The following is a 23,111-nucleotide window of genomic DNA, read 5'->3' as shown; positions in this document are numbered from 1 at the left end:
CTGGCCGTTGATCGCCAGCCAGTTGTCCAGCGGCGAACCTTCGGCGCGCTCGGCGCCGGGCGATTCGCCGGCCGGCTGCAGCGGACCCTGGGCGGCGAGGCTGCGGTCGAGTTGGCCGAGGTAGTTGAAGGTGATGCGCGGCGCCGGCAGCGCGGCCAGCTCGGCCTGCGCGCGGGCATCGCCCAGGTAGCGCAGCGCGCCGAAGCCCAGGCCCTTGTCCGGCACCGCGCGCAATTGGTCGCGCACCGCGCGGATGGCCGCGCCGGGCTCGGCGGGCACGCTCAGACACAGCGGGAACAGGCTGGTGAACCAGCCAAGGCTGCGGGTCAGGTCGATGCCGTCGAACAGGTCCTCGCGGCCATGCCCTTCAAGTTGCACCAGCATGCACGGCTCGCCGCTCCAGCGCGTGACCACCCGCGCCAGGGCGCACAGCAGCAGGTCGTTGACCTGGGTGCGATAGGCGCCGGGGGCGTCCTGCAGCAATTGGCGGGTCGCCTCGGCGTCCAGCCGCGTACAGGCACTGGCGGCCAGGCGGCCGTCGAGGGCGCCGGGCGGAAGTTCGGCGGGCACGCCGGGCAGCCCTGCAGGGGCGCCATCGAGCTGGGCGCGCCAGTAGTCCAGTTGCTCGCGGGCGGCGCCGCTGGCATAGCCTTGCAGGGCGGCGTGCCAGTCCTGCAGGGAGCTGGTGCGCGGCGGCAGCTGCGCCGGCTGGCCCTCCAGTTGCTGCTGGTAGAGCCCCTGCAGGTCTTCCAGCAGGATGCGCCAGGACACGCCATCCACCAGCAGGTGGTGGATGGCCAGCAGCAGGCGCTGGCTGCCGTCGGCCATGTCCACCAGCAGCGCGCGCAGCAGCTGGCCGTCCAGGCGCAGGCTGGCCTGGGCCGCCGTGCACAGTGCTTCCAGCTCGGCGGCGTCGCGTGCCTGCCGGCGCCACAGCAGCGGGTCCTGTCGCTGCAACTGCCGTTGGCTTGCCGCGTCGCGGTAGACGCCATGCCACTGGGGATGCGCCACGAAGCCCAGGCGCAGGGCGTCGTGCTGTTCCACCAGGGCCGCCAGGGCGCGCTCCAGCGCCTGGCCGTCCAGCGCGGATTCGGCGCGCAGCAGCAGCGACTGGTTCCAGTGCGCGGCCACGGGCAGCGGCAGCTCGAAGAACCAGCGCTGGATCGGCAGCAGCGGCAGCTCGCCCTCGGCCGCCGCCCGCGGTCCTGCTTCGGTTCCAACCTGGGCGACCTCGGCCAGGGCGCGCACGCTCTGGTGCCTGAACAGATCGCGGGGCGTGAAGTGCAGCCCGGCCTGGCGGGCGCGGCTGACCACCTGGATGGAAATGATCGAGTCGCCGCCCAGTTCGAAGAAGTTGTCGTCCAGGCCCACCTGCTCCAGGCCCAGCACGCTGGCCCAGATCTGCGCCAGGCGCGCCTGCGCCTCGTTCTGCGGGGCCGCCCAGGCCTGGCGCAGCTCGCCGCCGCCCATGCTGGGCAGGGCCTTGCGGTCGAGCTTGCCGTTGGTGGTCAACGGCAATACCGGCAACAGGTGCATCTGCGCCGGTACCATGTATTCCGGCAGGGTTTCCAGCAGGTGGGCCTTCAATGCCTGGCGCAGGGCCTGGCGGGCTTCTTCGGCGCCCTCCTGCGCCAGGCTCGCATCCCGGGGGGCCAGGTAGGCGGCCAGTTGCTTGCCATGGGTCGCGTCCTGCGCCAGCACCACCGCTTCGCGCAGCGCCGGGTGGCAGAGCAGGCGCGCCTCGATCTCGCCCAGTTCGATGCGGAAGCCGCGGATCTTCACCTGGTGGTCGATCCGCCCGATGTAGTCGAGCACGCCATCGGCGCGGTAGCGCGCCAGGTCGCCGGTGCGGTACAGGCGGCTGCCGTCGCCGGCAAAGGGATTGGGCACGAAGCGCTCGGCGGTCAGCGCCGCGCGCTGGTGGTAGCCTCGCGCCAGGCCCGCATGGCCGACGTGCAGCTCGCCCATGCAGCCGCGCGGCACCGGGTTGAGGTCGGCGTCCAGCACGTAGCCGCCCAGGTCCGGGATCATCTCGCCGATCGGGCTGCTGGCGCCGCCTTCCTGGTCGGCCAGGCCGAGCGGGCGATAGGTGACGTGCACCGTGGTCTCGGTGATGCCGTACATGTTCACCAGTTGCGGGCGGCGCTCGCCGAAACGTTCGAACCAGGGCCGCAGGCTGGCGATCTCCAGCGCCTCGCCGCCGAACACCACGTAGCGCAGCGCCAGGTCGTCGCCGCCGGCGCAGGCCAGCGGCAGCAACTGGCGGAACGCCGACGGCGTCTGGTTGAGCACGCTGACGCGCTCGCGCCGCAGCAGGGCCAGGAACTCCTCGGGCGAGCGGCTGGTCTCGAAGGGCACCAGCACCAGACGCCCGCCATGCAGCAGCGCGCCGAAGATTTCCCAGACGGAAAAGTCGAAGGCGTAGGAGTGGAACATCGTCCAGACGTCGCCGGCGTCGAAGCCGAACCAGTCCCGAGTGGCGCTGAACAGGCGCAATACGTTGCGCTGGCTGAGCAGCGCGCCCTTCGGCTTGCCGGTGGAGCCGGAGGTGTAGATGACGTAGGCCAGGTTGTCGGGCGTGGAACGTGGCGGCAGGTTGTCCGTGGAGTATTGCGCCAGGCTCGCTTCCAGCTCGTCCAGGCGCAGCAGGCGAATACCGGCCGGCCAGGGCAGCGCCGCGGCCGCCGCGTCGCCGAGCACCAGGCCGATGCCGCTGTCCTGGGCGAGGTAGGCCAGGCGCTCTGCCGGGTAGTCCGGGTCCAGCGGCACGTAGGCGCCGCCGGCCTTGAGCGTGGCCACCAGCGCCACCAGCATGTCCAGGGTGCGCGGCAGGGCGATGCCCACCCGCACTTCCGCGGTCACCCCCAGCGTCGCCAGGTGGCGCGCCAGCCGGTTGGCGCGGGCGTTCAGCTCGGCGTAGGTCAGCCGCGCCTCGCCCAGGCTGGCCGCCACCGCGTCCGGGGTGCGCGCCGCCCAGCCGGCGACGATCGTCGCCAGGCCATCGGCGACCGGGTATTCGCGAAGGCCGCCGTTCCAGCGCTGCAAGGTGGCCTGGCGTTCCTCGGCGGCCAGCAGCGGCAACTCGCCGATGCGCACCTGCGGGTCCGCGGCCGCCGCTTCCAGCAGGCGCTGCCAGTCGCCGGCCAGGCGTTCGATGGTCGCCTCGTCGAACAGCTCGCGGGGGTAGATCAGCGAGGCCGCCAGGCCGCCGTCGGTGGTGCTCTCGGTATTCAGGGTGAGGTCGAACTGGGCGCTGACGTTCTCCCATTCGAGCATCTCCAGGCGCAGCCCGCCGGGGGCCGCGCCGGGCGCTGCGAGCGAGGTCGCGGCCTGCTGGTGGTTGAACATCACCTGGAACAGCGGGTTGCGCTCCAGGCTGCGCTCGGCCTGCAGCGCCTCCACCACCTGTTCGAACGGCAGGTCCTGGTGGGCCTGGGCGCCCACCACGCTGTCGCGCACCTGGGCCAGCAACTGGCGGAAGCCCAGCGAGCCCTGCACCTGGGCGCGCAGCACCAGGGTGTTGACGAAGAAGCCGAGCACGCCCTCGACTTCCACCCGGCTGCGGTTGGCCACCGGCACGCCGACGCGGATGTCCTCCTGGCCGCTGTAGCGGTAGAGCAGCGCCTGGAAGCTGGCCAGCAACAGGGCGAACAGCGTGGCGCCCTCGGCGCGCGCCAGGCGCTCCAGAGCCTGGACCAGCTCCGCCGGCAGTTGGAAGCCCAGGCGCCGCCCCTCGCCTTGCAACTCGCGGGGCCGCGGGCGGTCCAGCGGCAGCTCCAGTGCCTGGCCGGCCTCGCCCAGGCGTTCGCGCCAGTAGTCCAGTTGCCGCTGCCCTTCCCCCGCCTCCATCCAGCGGCGTTGCCAGGCCGCGTAGTCGGCGTAGCGGATCGGCGGCTCGGCCAGCTCCGGCAGCCTGCCGGCGGCGAAGGCGGCGTAGCTCTCCAGCAGTTCGTCCACCAGCAGGCGCATCGACCAGCCGTCGGAGACGATGTGGTGCTGGGTGATGACCAGGACGTGCTCCTGCTCCCCAAGGCGCAACAGGCGGGTGCGCAGCAGCGGCCCCTCCTGCAGGTCGAAGGGCCGCGCGGTCTCGTGTTCGACGGCGGCGCGCAGCTGCGCCTCGTCGGCCACCGCCTGCACGGCCAGGTCCACCGCGACGTCCTCGCGCAGCACCTGCCGGGGCCCCGCCTCGCCCATGCGGAACACGCTGCGCAGCACCGCATGGCGCTGCAGCAACGCGGCGAACGCCGAGCGCAGCGCGGGCAGTTGCAGCGGCCCGTGCAGGCGCAGCGCCAGGGGCATGTTGTAGGCGCTGCCCTGCGGTTCCAGCTGCCAGAGGAACCACAGCCGCTGCTGCGCATAGGACAGCGGCTCGCCCTCCGCCGCCGGCTCCCCCGGCGGTATCGGCAGTTGCTCGAAGCTCACCCCCTGCGCCTGCATCTTGTCCAGGAACTGCCGGCGCTGCTGCGGGCCCAGTCCGGCAAAGCGCTGGGCGATCCGCAAGGCGGTGGTCTTGTCCATCACACGTTCTCCAACTCGTCGAGGAAGGCTTCCAGTTCCCCCAGGTCGGCATCGGCCGCGGGGGACTGCAACGTGGCCACCTGGCGCGCGAACGCGTCGAGATCGGCGGCCTCGAACAGCCATTTCAGGGGAACCTTGCGGCCTTGCTGCTGCAGCCGGGCGATCACCTGGGAGGCCAGCAGGGAGTGTCCGCCGAGGTCGAAGAAGTTGTCGTCCAGCCCCACTTCATCGACCTGCAGGACTTCCCGCCAGACCTCCGCCAGTTCCTGCTCCAGCGCGCTCTCGGGCGCCCTGTGGTTCCGGTGTGTCTGTTGAACGTTCGGCGCCGGCAGCGATTTACGCTCCAGCTTGCCGTTGGGCGACAGCGGCATGCGCTCCAGCAGGCAGAAGTGCGCCGGCACCATGTACTCCGGCAGCGTCTCGCGCAGGGCCTGGCGCACTGCCTGGCGCGCGGCCTCGGCCTGCTGCGGGTCGTCCAGCCAGCGCCGCTCGTCCGGCACCAGGTAGGCCACCAGTTGCTTGCCGGTGCGCCCGTCCAGGGCCAGCACCACGGCCTCGGCGATGCCCGGCAGTTGCTGCAGGCGCGCCTCGATCTCGCCCAGTTCGATGCGCAGCCCGCGGATCTTCACCTGGTGGTCGATGCGCCCCTGGTAGTCGAGCACGCCGTCGGCGCCGCAGCGCACCAGGTCGCCGCTGCGGTACAGGCGCTCACCGTTGCCGCGCGGGTCGGGCACGAAGCGCTCGGCGGTCAGCGCCGGGCGGCGGTGGTAGCCGCGCGCCAGGCCGGTGCCGCCCAGGTAGAGCTCGCCGGTCACCCCGCCGGGCGCCAGTTCCAGTTCGGCGTCGAGCACGTGGCAGCCGAGGTTGGCGATGGGCTGGCCGATCGGCACCGAGTGGCCGGCGCGCTCGCGGCAGGTCCAGTGGCTGACGTCGATGGCCGCCTCGGTGGGGCCGTAGAGGTTGTACAGGGCCGCCGCCGGCAGCCTGGCGAACACCTGCTGCTGGGCTTCCAGCGGCAGCGCCTCGCCGCTGCAGATAATGCGCCGCAGGCTCTCGCACTGCCCGGCATGCGGATGCTGGAGGAAGGCCTGCAGCATGGAGGGCACGAAATGCAGCGTGCTGATGCCCTGCTCGCGGATGGTCTCGATCAGCTGCTGCGCATCGCGATGCTCGCCGGGCCGCGCCACCACCAGGCGCGCGCCGGTCATCATCGGCCAGAAGAATTCCCACACCGAGACGTCGAAGCTGAACGGCGTCTTCTGCAGCACGCTGTCGCCCGCGCCCAGGCCGTAGGCCTCCTGCATCCAGGCCAGGCGGTTGTGCAGGGCCAGGTGGCGGTTGCCGGCGCCCTTGGGCCGGCCGGTGGAGCCGGAGGTGTAGATGACGTAGGCAAGGTTCTCGCCCTGGCAGAGGTTCTCCAGGTCCGAATCCTCCTGCGCCGCCAGCTCGTGCGCCAGGTGCTCCAGCGCCAGGGCCTCGACGCCGGCGACCGGCGGCAGCGACGGCAGCAGCCCGGCCTGGGTCAGCAGCAGGCCGATGCCGCTGTCCTCCAGCATGTAGGCCAGGCGCTCTGCCGGGTAGTCGGGGTCCAGCGGCACGTAGGCGCCGCCTGCCTTGAGAATCGCCAGCAGGCTGATGGGCATCTCCAGCGAGCGCTGCATGCACACGCCGACCAGCACTTCCGGCCCGACCCCGCGCTGGCGCAACAGGCGCGCCAGCTGGTTGGCCCGGCGGTTCGCCTGGGCATAGCTCAGGCGTTCGCCAGCGAAGTACAGCGCTTCCGCCTCGGGCGTGCGGCGCACCTGTTCCTCGATCAACTGGTGCACGCACAGCTGCAACGGGTAGTCGCGCCGCGGCCCCTGGCCCTCGGCCGCGCGCGCGGCGCGCTGTGCCTCGTCCAGCAGCGGCAGTTCGGCGACGCGTCGCTGCGGGTCCTCGGCCAGCGCCTGCAGCAGGCAGGTCCACTGGCGGGCCAGGCGCTCGATGCTCGACGCATCGAAGAGGTCGGTGGAGTACACCAGGGTGGCGGCGATCGCGCCCTGGTGCTCGGCGGTGTCGAGCAGCAGGTCGAACTGGGCGCCGGGCGCGCCGCCCTCGAGCATCTCCAGCTGCAGGCCGTCCAGCGCCGCCCCGGCCTGCGGGCCCGCCTCGCCCTGGTGGTTGAACAGCACCTGGAACAGCGGGCTGTGGCTCAGGCTGCGCTCCGGCTGCAGCGCCTCCACCAGTTGCTCGAAGGGCAGTTCCTGGTGGGCCTGTGCCTCCAGCATGCGCTGGCGGACCTGGCCCAGCAGCGCCGGGAAGGCCTGGTCGTCGGCGAAGTCGGCGCGCAGCACCAGGGTGTTGATGAAGAAGCCCAGCAGGCCCTCGGTTTCCTGGCGGGTGCGGTTGGCCACCGGCACCCCGACGCGGATTTCCTCCTGGCCGCTGAGGCGATGCAACAAGGCCTGGAAGGCCGCCAGCAGGAGCATGAACAGCGTGCTGTCATGAGCGCTGGCCAGGGCCCGCAGGCGGCTGACCAGCGCCGCCGGCAGCTGCAGCGCCAGGCTGGCCCCGCGCTGGCTGCGCTGGGCCGGCCGCGGCCGGTCGGCGGGCAGTTCCAGCACCGGGTGCTGGCTACCCAGGCAGGCGCGCCAGTAGGCCAGTTGCCGCTCGCCCTCGCCGCCGTCCATCCACTGCCGCTGCCACTGTGCGTAGTCGGCGTACTGCAGCGGCAACGGCTGCAGCCCCGCCGCCCGCGCGTCGCCGCCAGCGGCGTAGAGAGCGCTCAGCTCGGCGACCATGACGCGCATCGACCAGGCGTCGGAGACGATGTGGTGCAGCACCAGCCCCAGGCGGTGCCGGCGGGCGCCCAGGCGCACCAGGTCGATGCGCAGCAGCGGGCCCTGCTCCAGGTCGAAGGGCTGTGCCCGGGCCGCCGCGAAGATGGCCATGGCGCGGCCCTCGCGCTCGCCCTCGGGCAGCTCGCCGAGGTCGTGGAAGGCCAACTCCGGCGCCTGGCTGTCGAGGATGCGCTGGCGCACCTCGCCGTCCTGCCGGACGAAGCGCGTGCGCAAGCTCTCATGGCGCTGCACCAGGGCGGAAAAGGCCCGGCCCAGGCGTGCCACGTCCAGCTCGCCGCGCAGTTCCAGGGCCAGCGGCATGTTGTAGGCGCAGCCTTGCGGGTCGAGTTCCCAGAGGAACCACTGGCGCTGCTGCGCGTAGGACAGCGGCAGGTCGCCGCTGCGCGGCAGGGCCTGCAGCGGCGGTGCCTGGTCGGCCCCGGCGCGGGCCGCCAGGGCGGCGAAGGCGGCCAGGACCGGCTGTTCGAACAGGCTGCGCAGCGGCAGCTCCAGGCCCAGTTCGCGGCGTACCCGCGAGACCACCTGGGTCGCCAGCAGCGAATGCCCGCCGAGTTCGAAGAAGTGGTCGTCCAGGCCCACCTCCGGCAGTTGCAGCAGCTGCGCCCAGATCGCCGCCAGGGCCCGCTGCAGCGGCGTCACCGGGCGCGCGCCGGCGCCGCCGGCGCGTTCCAGGGCCGGGCGCGGCAGGGCCTTGCGGTCCACCTTGCCATTGGGCGACAGCGGCATGGCGGCCAGTTGCATCAGGTGGGCCGGCACCATGTAGTCGGGCAGCGTTTCGCGCAGCGCCGCCTTCAGCGCCTCTTCATCCAGGGCCTCCGAGCGTCCCGGCGCGGCCACCAGGTAGCCGACCAGTTGCGCGCCGGTGGGGCCTTCCACGGCCATCACCAGGGCTTCGCCGACCTCTTCGCGTTCGAGCAGGCGCGCCTCGATCTCGCCCAGTTCGATGCGGAAGCCACGGATCTTCACCTGGTGGTCCACCCGGCCGAGGTACTCCACCACCCCGTCCTCGCGATAGCGCGCCAGGTCGCCGGTGCGGTACAGCCGGCCGCCCGGCTGGCCGAATGGGTCGGGCACGAAGCGTTCGGCGGTCAGTTCCGAGCGGCCCTGGTAGCCGCGGGCCAGGCCGCTGCCGCCGACGTACAGCTCGCCGACCAGGCCCAGCGGCAGCGGCCGCAGCTGCTCGTCTAGGATGTATGCGCTGCGCTCGCCCACCGGCTGGCCGATGGGCATGTACTGGGCGCTGAAGCCGTCGCCGCGGTAGGCGCGCCAGATCAGCGGGGTGACCACGGTTTCGGTGGGCCCGTAGCCGTTGATGATGCGCTCGGGCGCCAGCACTTGCTGGATACGCTCGAAGGTGTGCCGCGAGGTGCCTTCGCCGCCGACGGTGAAGGAGCGGATCGGCAGTTGGCCTATGCCGTCCTGCTCGACGTGGTCGACCATCTGCTGCAGGTAGCTCGGCGTGAAGCAGGCGATGGTGATGCCGTGCCGGCGGATTTCCTCGACGCTGCGCTCCACGCTCCACGGCTCGTTGTCGCGGGGCATCAGCGCCGAACCGTGGATCAGCGGCACCAGCCAGCGCTCGTGGGCGCCGTCGAAGTTGATCGAGGCGAACTGCAGCTCGCGGTCCTGCGGGGTCATGCCGTAGAGCGCGCCTATGGCCAGGCAGTGCATGGCCAGCGGGCCGTGCTCCACCGCCACGCCCTTGGGCCGGCCGGTGGAGCCGGAGGTGTAGATCACGTAGGCCAGGTGCTGCGGCCGGCTGAGGTTCGGCAGGTCGCCGTCCGGCTCGGCGTCCAGCGCCAGGGTGTCCAGGCTCAGGCTGGGCACGCCCGCGGGCAGCGCCAGGCGCCCCTGCAGGTGCGACTGCGTCAGCAACAGCGCGATGCGGCTTTCCTCGACCATGAAGGCCAGGCGCTCGGCCGGGTAGTCGGGGTCCAGCGGCACGTAGGCGGCGCCCGCCTTGAGGGTGGCCAGCAGGCCGACGACCATTTCCACCGAACGCTGCAGCGAGATGCCCACCAGCGTCTCGGGGCCGGCACCAAGACGGCGCAGGTGGTGCGCCAGGCGGTTGGCGCGGGCGTTGAGCTGCGCGTAGCTGAGCTGCAGGTCGCCAAAGATCAGCGCCGTCGCCTGCGGGCGCAGGCGCGCCTGTTCCTCGATCAGCTGGTGCACGCAGCGCTTGTCGGCCACCGGCAGGCAGGGGTTCCAGGTATCCAGCAGCAGCCGGCGCTCGTCGGCGCCGAGCATGTCGAGGCTGGCCAGCCTGGCCTCGGGCGCCGCGACGAAGGCTTCCAGCAGTTGCGCCAGGTGCCCCGCGATGGCCGCCACCCGAGCCGCGCCGAACAGCCGGCGCTGGTAGCGGAACTCCAGGCGCAGCTCGCCTTCGAGCAGGGCCGCGATGCTCAGCGGGTAGTGGGTCTGGTCGAAGGCCTGCACGTTCTCGGCCCGCAGGCCGCCGGGCAGGCCGCGCTGCAGGGTCTCGGCCACCGGGTAGTTCTCGAACACCAGCAGGGTGTCGAACAGCGCCTCGCCGCCGTGCCCGCTCCAGCGCTGGATGTCGTACAGCGGGGTGTGTTCCCACTCGCGGGCGGCGCTGGCCGCGTCCTGCACCTGGGCCACCCAGTCGGCGACGCTGCACTGCGGCGCCGGGCTGGCGATCAGGGGCACGGTGTTGATGAACAGCCCCAGTTGCTGTTCGATGCCGGCAAGCTCGCCGGGCCGGCCGGACACGGTGGCGCCGAAGGCCACGCAGTCCTGCCCGGTGTAGCGTTGCAGCAACAGCAGCCAGGCCGCCTGCAGCACGCTGTTGAGCGTCACCCGCTGCTGCCGGGCGAAGCCGTCCAGGGCCTGGACCAGCGCCTGGGGCAGGCGCAGTACGTGGTCGCCGTGCCCCTCCTCGCCTGCCGGCGCCTCGGCGCCCAGCACGCTGGCCAGGCGCGTGGGCACCTGCAGCGGCGCCAGGCGCTGCCGCCAGAAGGCCTCGGCCGCCGCCGCGTCGCGCTCGCCCAGCCAGCGGATGTAGTCGCGGTAGGCGCCTGCGGCGGGCTGCGGCGTCTCGCCGGCATAAGCCTGCAGCACCTCGCCGAGCAGGCGCGCGGTGCTCCAGCCGTCGAGCAGGATGTGGTGATGGGTGAACAGGCAGTGGTAGTGCTCCGCGCCCAGGCGCACCAGGTGCAGGCGCAGCAGCGGTGCCTCGTCTAGGGCGAAGCCGCGTTGCAGCTGCGCCTGCGCCAGGGCTTGCAGCGCCGCCGGGGCATCGGCGCGCTCGCGCCAGTCGAGCATTTCCAAGGGCAGTTCCACGGCCGCGGGTATGGCCTGCAGCGGCTGGTCGTCGACGAAGACGAAGGCCGCGCGCAGGTTCGGGTGCAGGTCCAGCGCGCGCTGCCAGGCGCTTGCCAGGCGTTGCGGGTCGACGCCGTGCAGGTCCATGCGCAGCTGGTTTACGTAGGCCGTCTGGTCCGTCTCGTACAGGCTGTGGAACAGCATGCCCTGCTGCATCGGCGACAGCGGGTAGAGGTCTTCGACTGTCGCCAGCGCCGCCGGCAGCGCATCCAGCTGCGCCTGGGCCAGCCCGGCCAGGGGGACGTCCGAGGGCGTGAGGGTGCGTTGCCGGGGTTGCAGGCAATGCTCCACCAACGCGGCCAGTTCGCGTTCGTAGTCCTCGGCCAGGCGCTGGAGGGTCGCTTGCGCGAACTGCTCGCGGCTGAAGCTCCAGTCCAGGCTGAACTCGCCGTCGTAGACCCGGCCGTTGAGGCTCAGCCAGTTGTCCAGCGGCGCGTCGGCGTCCACCTCGGCGCCGGCGCGCTCGGCGGCGGGCCGCAGCAGCGCCGCCTCGTCGAACTGGCCCAGGTAGTTGAAGGTCACCCGCGCCTGGGGCAGCGCGGCCAGGGCCGCGGCGCTCTGCGGGTCGGCCAGGTAGCGCAGCAGGCCATGGCCCAGTCCCTTGTTCGGCACGCCGCGCAGTTGCTCCTTGATCGCCTTCAGCGACTCGCCGAGGTCCTCGGCGGGTTCCAGGCGCACCGGGAACAGGCTGGTGAACCAGCCCACGCTGCGGCTCAGGTCGAGGTCGTCGAACAACGCCTCGCGGCCGTGGCCTTCCAACTGCACCAGGCTGGCGCGCCGGCCGGTCCAGCGCCACAGCACGCGCGCCAGGGCGGTCAGCAGCAGGTCGTTGACCTGGGTGCGGTAGGTGGCCGGGGCCTGCTTCAGCAGCGCCTCGGTCAGCGGCCGCGACAGGCGGCTCTGCACGTGGGCGGCGTGGCGCTGGCTGAGGCTGCCGGCGGGGTTGTCGCAAGGCAGGTCGGCCTCGACGCCGCCGAGGCTGTCCTGCCAGTACTGCCGCTCGACCTGCAGCGCCGGGCCGCGGGCGTATTCCGCCAGGCGCCCGGCCCAGGCCTTGAAGGCGCTGGTCTTGGCCGGCAGTTGCGGTGCCTGGCCGGCGAGGCGCTGTTCGTAGGCGCGCTGCAGGTCCTCCAGCAGGATGCGCCAGGACACCCCGTCCACCACCAGGTGGTGGATAGCCAGCAGCAGGCGCTGGCTGCCGTCGGCCAGTCTCACCAAGAGCGCGCGGATCAGCGGCCCGCGAGCCAGGTCCAGGCTGCGCTGGGCTTCGTCGCACAGGGTCTCTACGACCTCGCTGTTCTCGGCCTCGGCTAGCCACAGCAGAGGTTCGCCGGTAACTCCGGCGTGTTCGGCACGCCACTGGCCATCGACCTCGGTGAAGCGCAGGCGCAGGGCGTCGTGGTGCTCGACCAGGGCCTGCAGGGCCGCTTCCAGCGCCTGGGCATCCAGCGCCTGGCGCGGCTGCAGCAGCAGAGACTGGTTCCAGTGCTGGCGGTTGGGAATGGCCTGTTCGAAGAACAGCCGCTGGAACGGCAGCAGCGGCGTCTCGCCGGTCACCGGCCCCTGGTCCGCCTGGGCCGCGGCGCCACTGCGGGCGACTCGGGCCAGGGCCTGCACCGTCTGGTGCTGGAACAGTTCCTTCGGAGTGAAGTGGATGCCCGCCGCGCGGGCACGGCTGACCGCCTGGATGGAGACGATGGAATCGCCGCCCAGGGCGAAGAAGTTGTCGGTGGCGCCCACTTCGTCGAGCTTCAGCAGCTCGGCCCAGATGGCGGCGATGCGCCGTTCCATCTCGTTCTGTGGCGCGACGCGTTCCTGCTGCGGGTCCTGTTGCGGCTTGGGTAGCGCCTTGCGGTCGAGCTTGCCGTTGGGGCTCAGGGGCATCTGTTCCAGGGCCAGCCACTGCGCCGGCACCATGTAGTCCGGCAGGCTGGCGGCCAGGTGCGCGCTCAAGGTTTCACGCCAGTTGTCGCTTGCGCCATCGAGCACCACGTAGCCGACCAGCTGCTTGCCGTCCACGGCCAGCACCGCCGCTTCGCGCACCGATTCGTGTTCCAGCAGGCGCGCCTCGATCTCGCCCAGTTCGATACGCAGGCCGCGCAGTTTCACCTGGTGGTCGATGCGCCCGGCGTACTCGATCACGCCGTCGGCGCGGTAGCGGGCCAGGTCGCCGGTGCGGTACATGCGCGCACCGGGCACGAAGGGGCTGGCGACGAAGCGTTCGGCGGTCAGCGCCGGGCGCTGGTGGTAGCCGCGAGCCAGGCCTTCCCCGGCCAGGTACAGTTCGCCTAGTACGCCTACCGGAACAGGTTCCAGGCTGTCGTCGAGGATGTAGCAACCCAGGTTGGCGATAGGCTGGCCGATTGGAACGGCGTCCTTGCCCTCCTCCACGCAAGTCCAGTGGGTGACGTCGATGGCGGCTTCGGTGGGGCCATAGAGGTTGTAGAGATTGGCTTGCGGCAGCTTGGCGAAGACTTGCTGCAGGGCATCCACCGGCAGCGCTTCACCGCTGCAGACGATGCATTTCAGGCTGCTGCAGGACGAAACGCTTTCATCCTGCAAGAACGCCTGCAGCATCGAGGGCACGAAGTGCAGCGTGGTGACGCCTTCACGGTTGATCACTTCCACCAGCTTCGCAGGATCGCGGTGGTCGCCCGGCGCTGCAACGACCAGGCGGGCACCGGTCATCAGCGGCCAGAAGAACTCCCATACCGAAACGTCGAAGCTGAACGGGGTCTTCTGCAGGACGGTATCGCTAGCATCCAGTCCGTAAGCCTCTTGCATCCAGCACAGCCGGTTGGTCAGCGCGCGGTGGCGGTTGCCCGCGCCTTTCGGCTTGCCGGTGGAGCCGGAGGTGTAGATCACGTAGGCCAGGTTTTCGCCGTCTAGGAAGATGCCAGGATTGGCAGCGCTGTAACCATCCAGCCAGTCGCCGTCCTGATCCAGATCGATGCGCTGTACGCCCGGCAGATCGAGGTGCGACTGGCTCAGCAGCAGCTTCACGCCGCTGTCTTCCAGCATGTAGGCCAGGCGCTCGGCGGGATACTCCGGGTCCAGCGGCACATAGGCGCCGCCAGCTTTCAGAATCGCCATCAGCCCGACGACCATCTCGATGGAGCGCTCCACCGCGATGCCGACCAGGCTATCCGGCCCCACACCCCGCTCGATCAGCGCATGGGCCAGGCGGTTAGCACGCGCATTCAGCTCGGCATAGCTCAAGCGCTGCTCACGGAAGGCCAACGCCGGTGCATCCGGATGACGCTCGGCCTGCTCCTCGAACAGCTGGTGCACGCCCCGCTGCAGCGGGTATTCAGCAGCCGTGGCATTCCAGCGCTCGACGATCAGCTCGCGCTCGCCGGCATCCAGCATCGGCAGTTCGCCGACCGCGCGCTGCGGGTCGTCGATCATCGCCCGCAGCAGGTTCTGCCAGTGCCGCGCCATGCGCTCGATGCTGGCTGGCTCGAACAGGTCGGTGGCGTAGGTCAGCGCCGCCCCGAGGCCGGCCGGGCTTTCCCAGGTGTCGAGGGCCAGGTCGAACTGCGCCGTGGCGCCTTCCCAGGGGAAGCTGCCGATGCGCAGGCCTTCGACTTCCGTGCCCTGGCGCTCGTCGCTCTGGTGGTTGTACAGCACCTGGAACAGCGGGCTGTGGCTGAGGCTGCGTTCGGGCTGCAGGGCGTCCACCAGTTGCTCGAACGGCAGGTCCTGGTGCGCCTGGGCGCCCAGGGCAGCCTCGCGCACCTGGCCGAGCAGGCTACGGACGTCCCGGCGGCCGTCGATCTCGCTGCGCAGCACCTGGGTGTTGACGAAGAAGCCGATCAGCCGCTCGGTCCCAGCATGGTTGCGGTTGGCGATGGGCACCCCGACGCGGATGTCGGACTGGCCGCTGTAGCGCTGCAGCAGCACCTGGAAGGACGCCAACAGCAGCATGAACGGCGTGACGCCTTCGCGGCGCGCGCAAGCCTGCAGCGCCTTGCCCAATTCGCCGGGCAGCGCCAGTTCCAGGCGCCGGCCGCGGCCGCTGGCCTGGGCCGGGCGCGGGTGGTCGGCCGGCAATTCCAGCAGCGGCTGTTCGGCGCCCAGGCGCTGGCGCCAGTAGGCCAGCTGCCGCTCGCCTTCGCCGCCGTCCAGCCAGGCGCGCTGCCAGGCCGCGTAGTCGGCGTAGTGCAGCGCCAGCGGCGCCAGGCCCGGCTGCTCGCCGCGGCGCAGGGCGGCGTAGGCCTGCAGCAGCTCGTCGACCATGACCTGCATCGACCAGCCATCGGAAACGATATGGTGCAGAACGACCACCAGCACGGCGTCGTCCCCGCCGCGATCCAGCAGGCACACCCGCAGCAGCGGGCCGTTGGCCAGGTCGAAGGGCTGGCGGATGGCTTCCGCCACCCGCTGGCGCAGGGCGTCGTCGTCCAGGCCGGCGCAGTCGCGGCTCGCAATGGGCAGCGGCAGTGCCGGCGAGACCCGCTGCACGGCGCGGCCTTCCACGGCCTCGAAGCGGGTGCGCAGGCTCTCGTGGCGCTGCACCAGCCAGTCGAAGGCCCCTTGCAGCGCCTCCCGGTCCAGCGCGCCGCGAATGTGCAGCACGCTGGGCAGGTGGTAGGCGGCACTGTCCGGCTCCAGTTGCCAGAGGAACCACATGCGCTGCTGGGCGTGGGACAGCGGCAGCTCGCCGTCCCTGGGCAGCGGCCGCAGGCTCGGCGCGGCCTGCGCCTCCAGGCGCTGCAGGGCGGCGCAGAAGGCGGCCAGTGTCGGCTGCTCGAACAGGTTGCGCAGCGGCACCTCCCGCCCCAGTTCCTGGCGCAGGCGCGAGATCACCCGGGTGGCGCTGAGGGAATGGCCGCCCAGCTCGAAGAAGTGCTCGTCGCGGGTGATGCCCTCGACGCCCAGCAGTTCCGCCCAGATGTCCGCCACGCGCTGCTCCAGGGCGCCCTGCGGCGCTTCGCCGGCAGTGCGGCCGGCCGCCAGGTCCGGCCTGGGCAGGGCCTGGCGGTCGAGCTTGCCGTTGGCGTTCAGCGGCAGGCCGGCGAGCACCTGCCAGGCTGTCGGCAGCATGTGCGCCGGCAGGCGCTGCTCCGCCCACTGGCGAATCTCGGCCAGCCAGGCGTCGCCCGCCTCGCCGGCGGCCACCAGGTAGGCCGCCAGTTGCGGCCCGCTGGCGGCGTCCAGCGCCAGCACGGCCGCCTCGGCCACCCGCGGGTGGGCCAGCAGGCAGCTCTCGATTTCACCGACCTCGATGCGGAAGCCGCGGATCTTCACCTGCTGGTCGATGCGCCCGAGGTATTCGATCTGCCCGTCGGCGCGGTAGCGCGCCAGGTCGCCGGTGCGGTACAGGCGCGCGCCGTCGCCGGCGAAGGGGTCGGCAACGAAGCGTTCGGCCGTTTGCCCGGCCCGCCCGAGGTAGCCGCGCGCCAGGCACTCGCCGCCGATGTACAGCTCGCCGACCATGCCTGCCGCGCAGGGTTGCAGGGCGGCGTCGAGGATGCACACGCGGCGCGCGCCCAGGGCCCGGCCGATGGCCGGGCTCGCCGCCAGCGGCAGTTGGCAGCGCCAGGCCAGGGGTGTGACCACCGCCTCGGTGGGGCCGTAGGCATTGAACCACTGCCGCGCCCGCAGCGCGCCCTGCTCCGGCAGGCTCGCGTCCCAGGCCTCGCCGCCGAGGATGCAGGCGCGCACGGCGATGCCGCGACCGCTGCGCAGCAGCTCCTGGGCCTGCTGTTGCAGGTAGGCAGGGGGCAGGTCGAGCACGCTCACCCCGTGGCGCTGCACCTCGTCGGCCAGGCGCTGGGCGCTCCACTGCCCGGCGGCGCCGAGTAGCACCCTGGCGCCCGCCAGCAGCGGCATGAAGAGCTGCTCGGCGGCGGCATCGAAGCTGATGGAGGCGAACTGCAGCACGCAGTCTGCCGGCTCCATCTTGTAGGCCCGGGCCGCCGCCAGGCAGTGTCCGGCCAGCGCCGCCTGGCTCACCGCCACGCCCTTGGGCCGGCCGGTGGAGCCGGAGGTGTAGATCACATAGGCCAGTTGCCCGCCGTTCACCGGCGGCAGCGCCCCGGCCGGGGCCTGGGCCTGCCAGCCGGCATCGTCCAGGGCCAGGCGCTCGACGCCTTCCAGCTGCGCCAGGCGGGCCGCCGCGGCGACGTCGTGCAGCAGCCAGGCCGCGCGGCTGTCGCGCAGCATGTAGGCCAGGCGTTCGGCCGGGTAGTCCGGGTCCAGCGGCAGGTAGCCGGCGCCAGCCTTGAGGATGCCCAGCAGGCCCGCCACCAGCGCGAAGGAGCGCTCGGCAGCGATCGCCACCAGGCTCTCGGCACCCACGCCGCGGGCGCGCAGGCCCCGGGCGATGGCCTCGGCGCGGGCCGCAAGCTCGGCGTAGGTCAGTTGCGCATCGCCCTGGACCAATGCCACGGCATCGGGCGTCGCGGCAGCCTGGCGGTCGAACAGCGCGGCCACGCCCTCCCCCGGCAGCCCTTGCAGCGGCTGCTGCCAGTCGGCCAGCGCCTCGCGACGCTGGCCGGCGTCCAGCAAGGCCAGTTCGCCCAGGCGCTGCTGCGGCGCCTCGGCCATCTGCAGCAGCACCCGGCGCAGCTGTTGCTCCAGGCTGGCGATCGCAACGGCGTCGAAGGCGCTGCGGGCGTAGACGAACTGCAGCGCCAGGCGCTCGCCCAGGGTGACGCCGAGGGTCAGCGGGTAGTTGGTCTGCTCGTGGTTGGCCGCCATGCGCAGGCTCAGGCCAGCGGGCGCGCGGTCCAGGGCCTGCTCCACCGGGAAGTTCTCGAACACCAGGATGCTGTCGAACAGCGCCTCGCCGCCCTGCCCGGCCCAGCGCTGGACGTCGTACAGCGGTGTGTGCTCGAACTCGCGCAAGGCCAGGTTCGCCGCCTGCAGCTCCTGCAGGTAGTCCGCCACGCTCTGGTGTGGCTGCGGCGTGGCGATCACCGGCAGGGTGTTGATGAACAGGCCGACCTGCCCTTCGACGCCCCGCAGCTCGGCGGGACGGCCGGCGACGGTGGCGCCGAAGGCCACCGTCGACTGGCCGGCGTGGCGTTGCAGCAGCACCGACCAGGCAGCCTGCACCAGGGTGTTGAGGGTGACGCGCTGGGCCTGGGCGAAGGCCGTCAGGCGCTGTGTCGTGGCGGCATCCAGTTCGTGCAGGTGCTCGCCCTGGCCAGTGGCTTGGGCATGCTCCCGACCGCCCAGGCGGGTGGGCGCCGGCAGCGCGGCCAGCTGTTCGCGCCAGAAGGCCTCGGCGGCGCCGAGGTCGCGCTGCTGCAGCCAGGCGATGTAGTCGCGGTAGCGCCCCGGCGCCACCTCGGGCGCCTGGCCGGCATAGCGCTGCAGCACTTCGGCGAGGAGCCGGGCGTTGCTCCAGCCGTCCATGAGGATGTGGTGGTAGGTGTAGACCAGGTGCAGGCCGCCGTCGGCCAGGGGCACCAGCAGCAGGCGCTGCAGGGGCGCGCGGGCCAGGTCGAAGCCGGCGGCGCGCTCGGCCTCGGCCAGGGCCTGCGGGTCGCTGCCGGCCGGCGCCAGGCGCAGGTCCAGTTCCAGGTGGCCGAGCACGGCCTGCAGCGGCTGCGCCCAGCCGTCGGCCCAGAGGAAGGCGCTGCGCAGGCTGTCGTGGGCATCCAGCGCGGCCTGCCAGGCGGCGCGGAAACGCGCCAGGTCCAGCCCGCCGATATCCATGCGCAGCTGGTTCACGTAGTCGCCGGCCTGGCCGTGCAGGCTGTGGAACAGCATACCCTGCTGCATCGGCGACAACGGGTAGAGGTCCTGCACCGAGGCCAGGTCCAGCGGCAGCGCGTCCAGTTGCGCCTGGTCCAGGCCGGCCAGGGGGAAGTCCGAGGGCGTCGCCCCGGCGTGGCGCGGGTCGCGGCAGTGGTCGATGAGCGCTTGCAGCTCGCGCGCGTAGTCGTCCACCAGGCGCTGCACGCTGGCCGCTGCGAACATCTCCTGGCTGAACGCCCAGCTCAGGTTCAGCTCGCCGCCGTAGACCTGGCCTTCGATGCTCAGCCAGTTGGCCAGGGGCGCGCGCGGGTCCTGGGCCTGGCCGGCGCTTTCCGTGGCCGGTACCAGCAGGGCGTTTTCGTCGAACTGGCGGTCGAACTGGCCCAGGTAGTTGAAGGTGATGCGCGGCTGCGGCAGCGCCGCCAGGGCCTGGGCGCTTTCGGCGCCGGCCAGGTAGCGCAGCAGGCCGTAGCCGACGCCCTTGTCCGGTACGCCGCGCAGTTGTTCCTTGATTGCCTTGATCGAGGCGCCGAGGTCGGCGGCCGGGGCCAGGCGCAGCGGGAACAGGCTGGTGAACCAGCCGACGCTGCGGCTCAGGTCCAGCCCGCCGCCCAGATCCTCGCGGCCGTGGCCTTCCAGTTGCACCAACACGCTGGCCTCGCCGCTCCAGCGGCAGATCACCCGGGCCAGGGCGGTCAGCAGCAGGTCGTTGACCTGGGTGCGGTAGGCCGCCGGGGCTTCCTGCAGCAGCTGGCGGGTGCGCTCGGCGTCGAGGGTCAGGGCGAGCTTGCGTTCGTAGCGGTTCTCCAGCGCGCCTTGCGGGTTGTCGCATGGCAGGCTGCGCGGGGCGTCGGCCAGTTGCGCCTGCCAGTAGGCCAGCTCGCCTTGGCATTGTCGGGCCTGTTCCTGCAACTGGCGGGTCCAGGCCTGGTAGGCGCTGCTGCGCGGCGGCAGCTCGGCGTCCGGCTGTGCGTACAGGCGCTGCAGGTCTTCCAGCAGGATGCGCCAGGACACACCGTCCACCACCAGGTGGTGGATCGCCAGCAGCAGGCGCTGGCCGCCGTCGGCCAGGTCCACCAGCAGCGCGCGCAGCAGCGGGCCCTGTTGCAGGTCCAGGCTGCGCTGGGCTTCTTCGCAGAGTGCGGTAAGCGCCTCGGGCGAAGCGGCCTGGCGGCGCCACAGCGGGCTTTCGGCCTGTTCGGCATAGGCCTGATGCCAGGCACCGTCTTCCTGGCGGAAGCGCAGGCGCAGGGCGTCGTGGTGCGCCAGCAGGCGCAGCAGCGCGCGCTCCAGGCGCTCGCCGTCCAGCGGCTGGCGGGCCTGCAGCAGCAGCGACTGGTTCCAGTGCTGGCGCTCGGGGATGGCTTGCTCGAAGAACCAATGCTGCACCGGCGCCAACGCCGCCTCGCCATGGGCTGGTGCCTGTTCCACCGGAGTAGCCGCCAGGGGCTGGGCCACCTGGGCCAGGCCGCGCACGCTCTGGTGCTGGAACAGGTCGCGCGGGCTCAGCTGCAGCCCGGCCTGGCGCGCCCGGCTGACCACCTGGATGGCGATGATGGAATCGCCGCCCAGGGCGAAGAAGTTGTCGTCCAGGCCGACCTGGGGGATGCCCAGCAGGTCCTGCCAGATGGCCGCCAGACGCTGTTCCACCTCGTTGCGCGGCGCGATGTAGTCGGCCTGGGCCACGGTCGCATCGGGCTTGGGCAGTGCCTTGCGGTCGAGCTTGCCGTTGGGGCTCAGGGGCATCTGCTCCAGGGCCAGCCACTGCGCCGGGACCATGTATTCCGGCAGGCTGGCGGCCAGATGCGCGGCCAGGATTTCGCGCCAGTCGTCCTGCTCGGCATCGAGCACGACGTAGCCGACCAGTTGCTTGCCATCCACGGCCAGCACCGCCGCTTCGCGCACCGATTCGTGCTCCAGCAGCCGCGCCTCGATCTCGCCCAGTTCGATGCGCAGGCCACGCAGCTTCACCTGGTGGTCGATGCGGCCGGCATATTCGATCACGCCGTCGGCGCGGTAGCGCGCCAGGTCGCCGGTGCGGTACATGCGCTCGCCGGCCACGAAGGGGCTGGCGACGAAGCGTTCGGCGGTCAGCGCCGGGCGCTGGTGGTAGCCGCGGGCCAGGCCTTCGCCGGCCAGATACAGTTCGCCCAGTACGCCTACCGGAACAGGTTCCAGGCTGTCGTCGAGGATGTAGCAACCCAGGTTGGCGATGGGCTGGCCGATCGGGACGGCGTCCTTGCCCTCCTCCACGCAGGTCCAGTGGGTGACGTCGATGGCCGCTTCGGTTGGGCCGTAGAGGTTGTACAGGCCGGCCTGCGGCAGCTTGGCGAAGACCTGCTGCTGTGCATCCACCGGCAGCGCTTCACCGCTGCAGATGATGCGTTTCAGGCTGGAGCAACTGGTAACTGCGGCGTCCTGCAGGAAGGCCTGCAGCATCGAGGGCACGAAGTGCAGCGTGGTGACGCCTTCGCGGTTGATCAGCTCCACCAGCTTCGCCGGATCGCGGTGATCGCCTGGTGCTGCGACGACCAGGCGTGCGCCGGTCATCAGCGGCCAGAAGAACTCCCAGACCGAGACGTCGAAGCTGAACGGCGTCTTCTGCAACACGGTATCGCTGGCATCCAGGCCGTAGGCTTCCTGCATCCAGCACAGGCGGTTGGTGAGTGCGCGATGGCGGTTGCCCGCGCCTTTCGGCTTGCCGGTGGAACCGGAGGTGTAGATCACGTAGGCGAGGTTTTCGCCGTCCAGAACCACAGCGGGATTGGCCTCGCGGTAGCCTTCCAGCCAATCGCCGTCCTGATCCAGATCGATACGCTGCACGCCCTCGGCCAACGGCAGGTCGAGGTGCGACTGGCTCAGCAGCAGCTTCACGCCGCTGTCTTCCAGCATGTAGGCCAGGCGCTCGGCGGGGTATTCCGGGTCCAGCGGCACGTAGGCGCCGCCGGCCTTGAGGATCGCCATCAAGCCGACGACCATCTCGATGGAGCGCTCCACCGCGATGCCGACCAGGCAGTCCGGGCCGACGCCATGCGCTTTCAACAAGTGGGCAAGCTGGTTGGCCCGGCGATTCAGTTCCGCATAGCTCAGGCGTTGCTCGCCGAAGGCCAGCGCCGGCGCATCCGGGTAGCGCTCGGCCTGTTCCTCGAACAGCTGGTGCACGCCGCGTTGCAGCGGGTATTCGGTAGCCGTGGCGTTCCACTGCTGCAGGATCAGTTCGCGCTCGCCGGCATCCAGCATCGGCAGCTCGCCCACCGTGCACTGTGGGTCGTCGATCATCGCCCGCAGCAGGTTCTGCCAGTGCCGCGCCATGCGCTCGATGGTCGCCGCCTCGAACAGGTCGGTGGCGTAGGTCAGCGCGGCGTACAGGCGGCCGCCCTTCTCGTAGGTATCCAGGGAAAGGTCGAACTGGGTGGTGCGGCTCTGCCAGTCCAGGCGGCTCAGGCGCAGGCCGGCCACGTCGTCCAGGGCCTCGATGTCGGCCACCTGCGGCTGGTGGTTGTACATCACCTGGAACAGCGGGCTGTGGCTGAGGCTGCGCTCCACCTGGAAGGCGTCCAGCAGGCGTTCGAACGGCAGGTCCTGGTGGGCCTGGGCGCCCAGCACGCTGTCGCGCACCTGGGCCAGCAGGTCCTGTACCAGCGTCTGCGCATCGAATACCGCGCGCAGCACCTGGGTGTTGACGAACAGGCCGATCAGCCCCTCCGCCTCGGCGCGATTGCGGTTGGCGATGGGCACGCCGACGCGCAGGTCGCCCTCGCCGCTGTAGCGTTGCAGCAGCACGTCGAAGCCGCCCAGCAGCAGCATGAACAGCGTCAGCCCCTGCTGCCGCGCGGCGGCGCGCAGCGCTTCGGCCAGGGCCGGTTCCACGGCGAATTCGTAGCGGGCGCCGCGGTAGCTGGCCTGGGCCGGGCGCGGGTGGTCGGCCGGTAGTTCCAGCACTGGGTGATGCTCGCCGAGCTGTTTGCGCCAGTAGTCCAGTTGGCGCTCCTGCTCGCCGGCCTCCAGCCAGCTACGCTGCCACAGGGCGTAGTCGGCGTACTGCACCGGCAGCGCCGACAGCTGGGCCTCGCGGCCCTGGGCGTAGGCGCTGTAGAAGCGGCCGAATTCCTCGATCAGCAGGTTCATCGACCAGCCGTCGGAGACGATGTGGTGCAGCGTCAGCAGCAGCACGTGTTCCTGCTCGCCCAGGCGGATCAGGCGCACCCGCAGCAGCGGGCCGCGGCCCAGGTCGAAGCTCTGCAGCGACTCGCGCTGGGCTTCCTCGCGCACGCGCGCTTCCCGCTGGCCCGCGGTCAGGGCGCTGAAGTCCTCGTAGGCCACGCGCAGTTCGCCAGGCATGGGCGCCAGCAACGGGGTGCCGTCCGCATCCGCGACGAAGACAGTGCGCAGGGTTTCGTGGCGCTCCACCAGGCTGGCGAAGGCGCGCTCCAGGGCCTGGCGGTCCAGCGCCCCTTGCAGGCGCACGGCGCCGGGCAGGTTGTAGGCGCCGCTGTGCGGGTCCAGCTGCCAGAGCAGCCACATGCGCTGCTGGGCGTAGGAAGGCCGGTTGCGCTCGGCGCTCTCCACCCCGGCCGGAATCGGGAACAGCGAGAAGTCGACGCCTTCCGCGGCCAGGCTGTCCAGGAACATCCGGCGTTTTTCCAGGGGCAGCTCTATGAAGCGGCGGGCGAGTTTCAGGGACTGTTCTGCGTTCAT

General features: G+C 71.5%; 2 protein-coding genes (1 of these 2 running past the window's edge). Both read right to left on the bottom strand.

Annotated elements, in window-relative coordinates; translation table 11 throughout:
- Window positions 1–4,521, bottom strand: the 5' portion of a protein-coding gene (locus tag IG194_RS33110; protein ID WP_058489632.1) for a non-ribosomal peptide synthetase. It extends 4,086 nt beyond the left edge of the window; the window shows 4,521 of its 8,607 coding nt (coding positions 1–4,521); its start codon is at window positions 4,519–4,521; its stop codon lies beyond the left edge, outside the window.
- Window positions 4,521–23,111 (bottom strand): non-ribosomal peptide synthetase, encoded by an 18,591-nt coding sequence (locus tag IG194_RS29545; protein ID WP_058489631.1) that lies wholly within the window; start codon window positions 23,109–23,111, stop codon window positions 4,521–4,523. The genes IG194_RS33110 and IG194_RS29545 overlap by 1 nt, the downstream gene beginning before the upstream one ends.

It is taken from the genome of Pseudomonas sp. ADPe, from assembly GCF_014843515.1.
GTDB lineage: Bacteria > Pseudomonadota > Gammaproteobacteria > Pseudomonadales > Pseudomonadaceae > Pseudomonas > Pseudomonas citronellolis.
The sequence above is the reverse complement of the archived record's forward strand: the minus strand, read 5'-3'. Positions and strand labels throughout refer to the sequence as shown.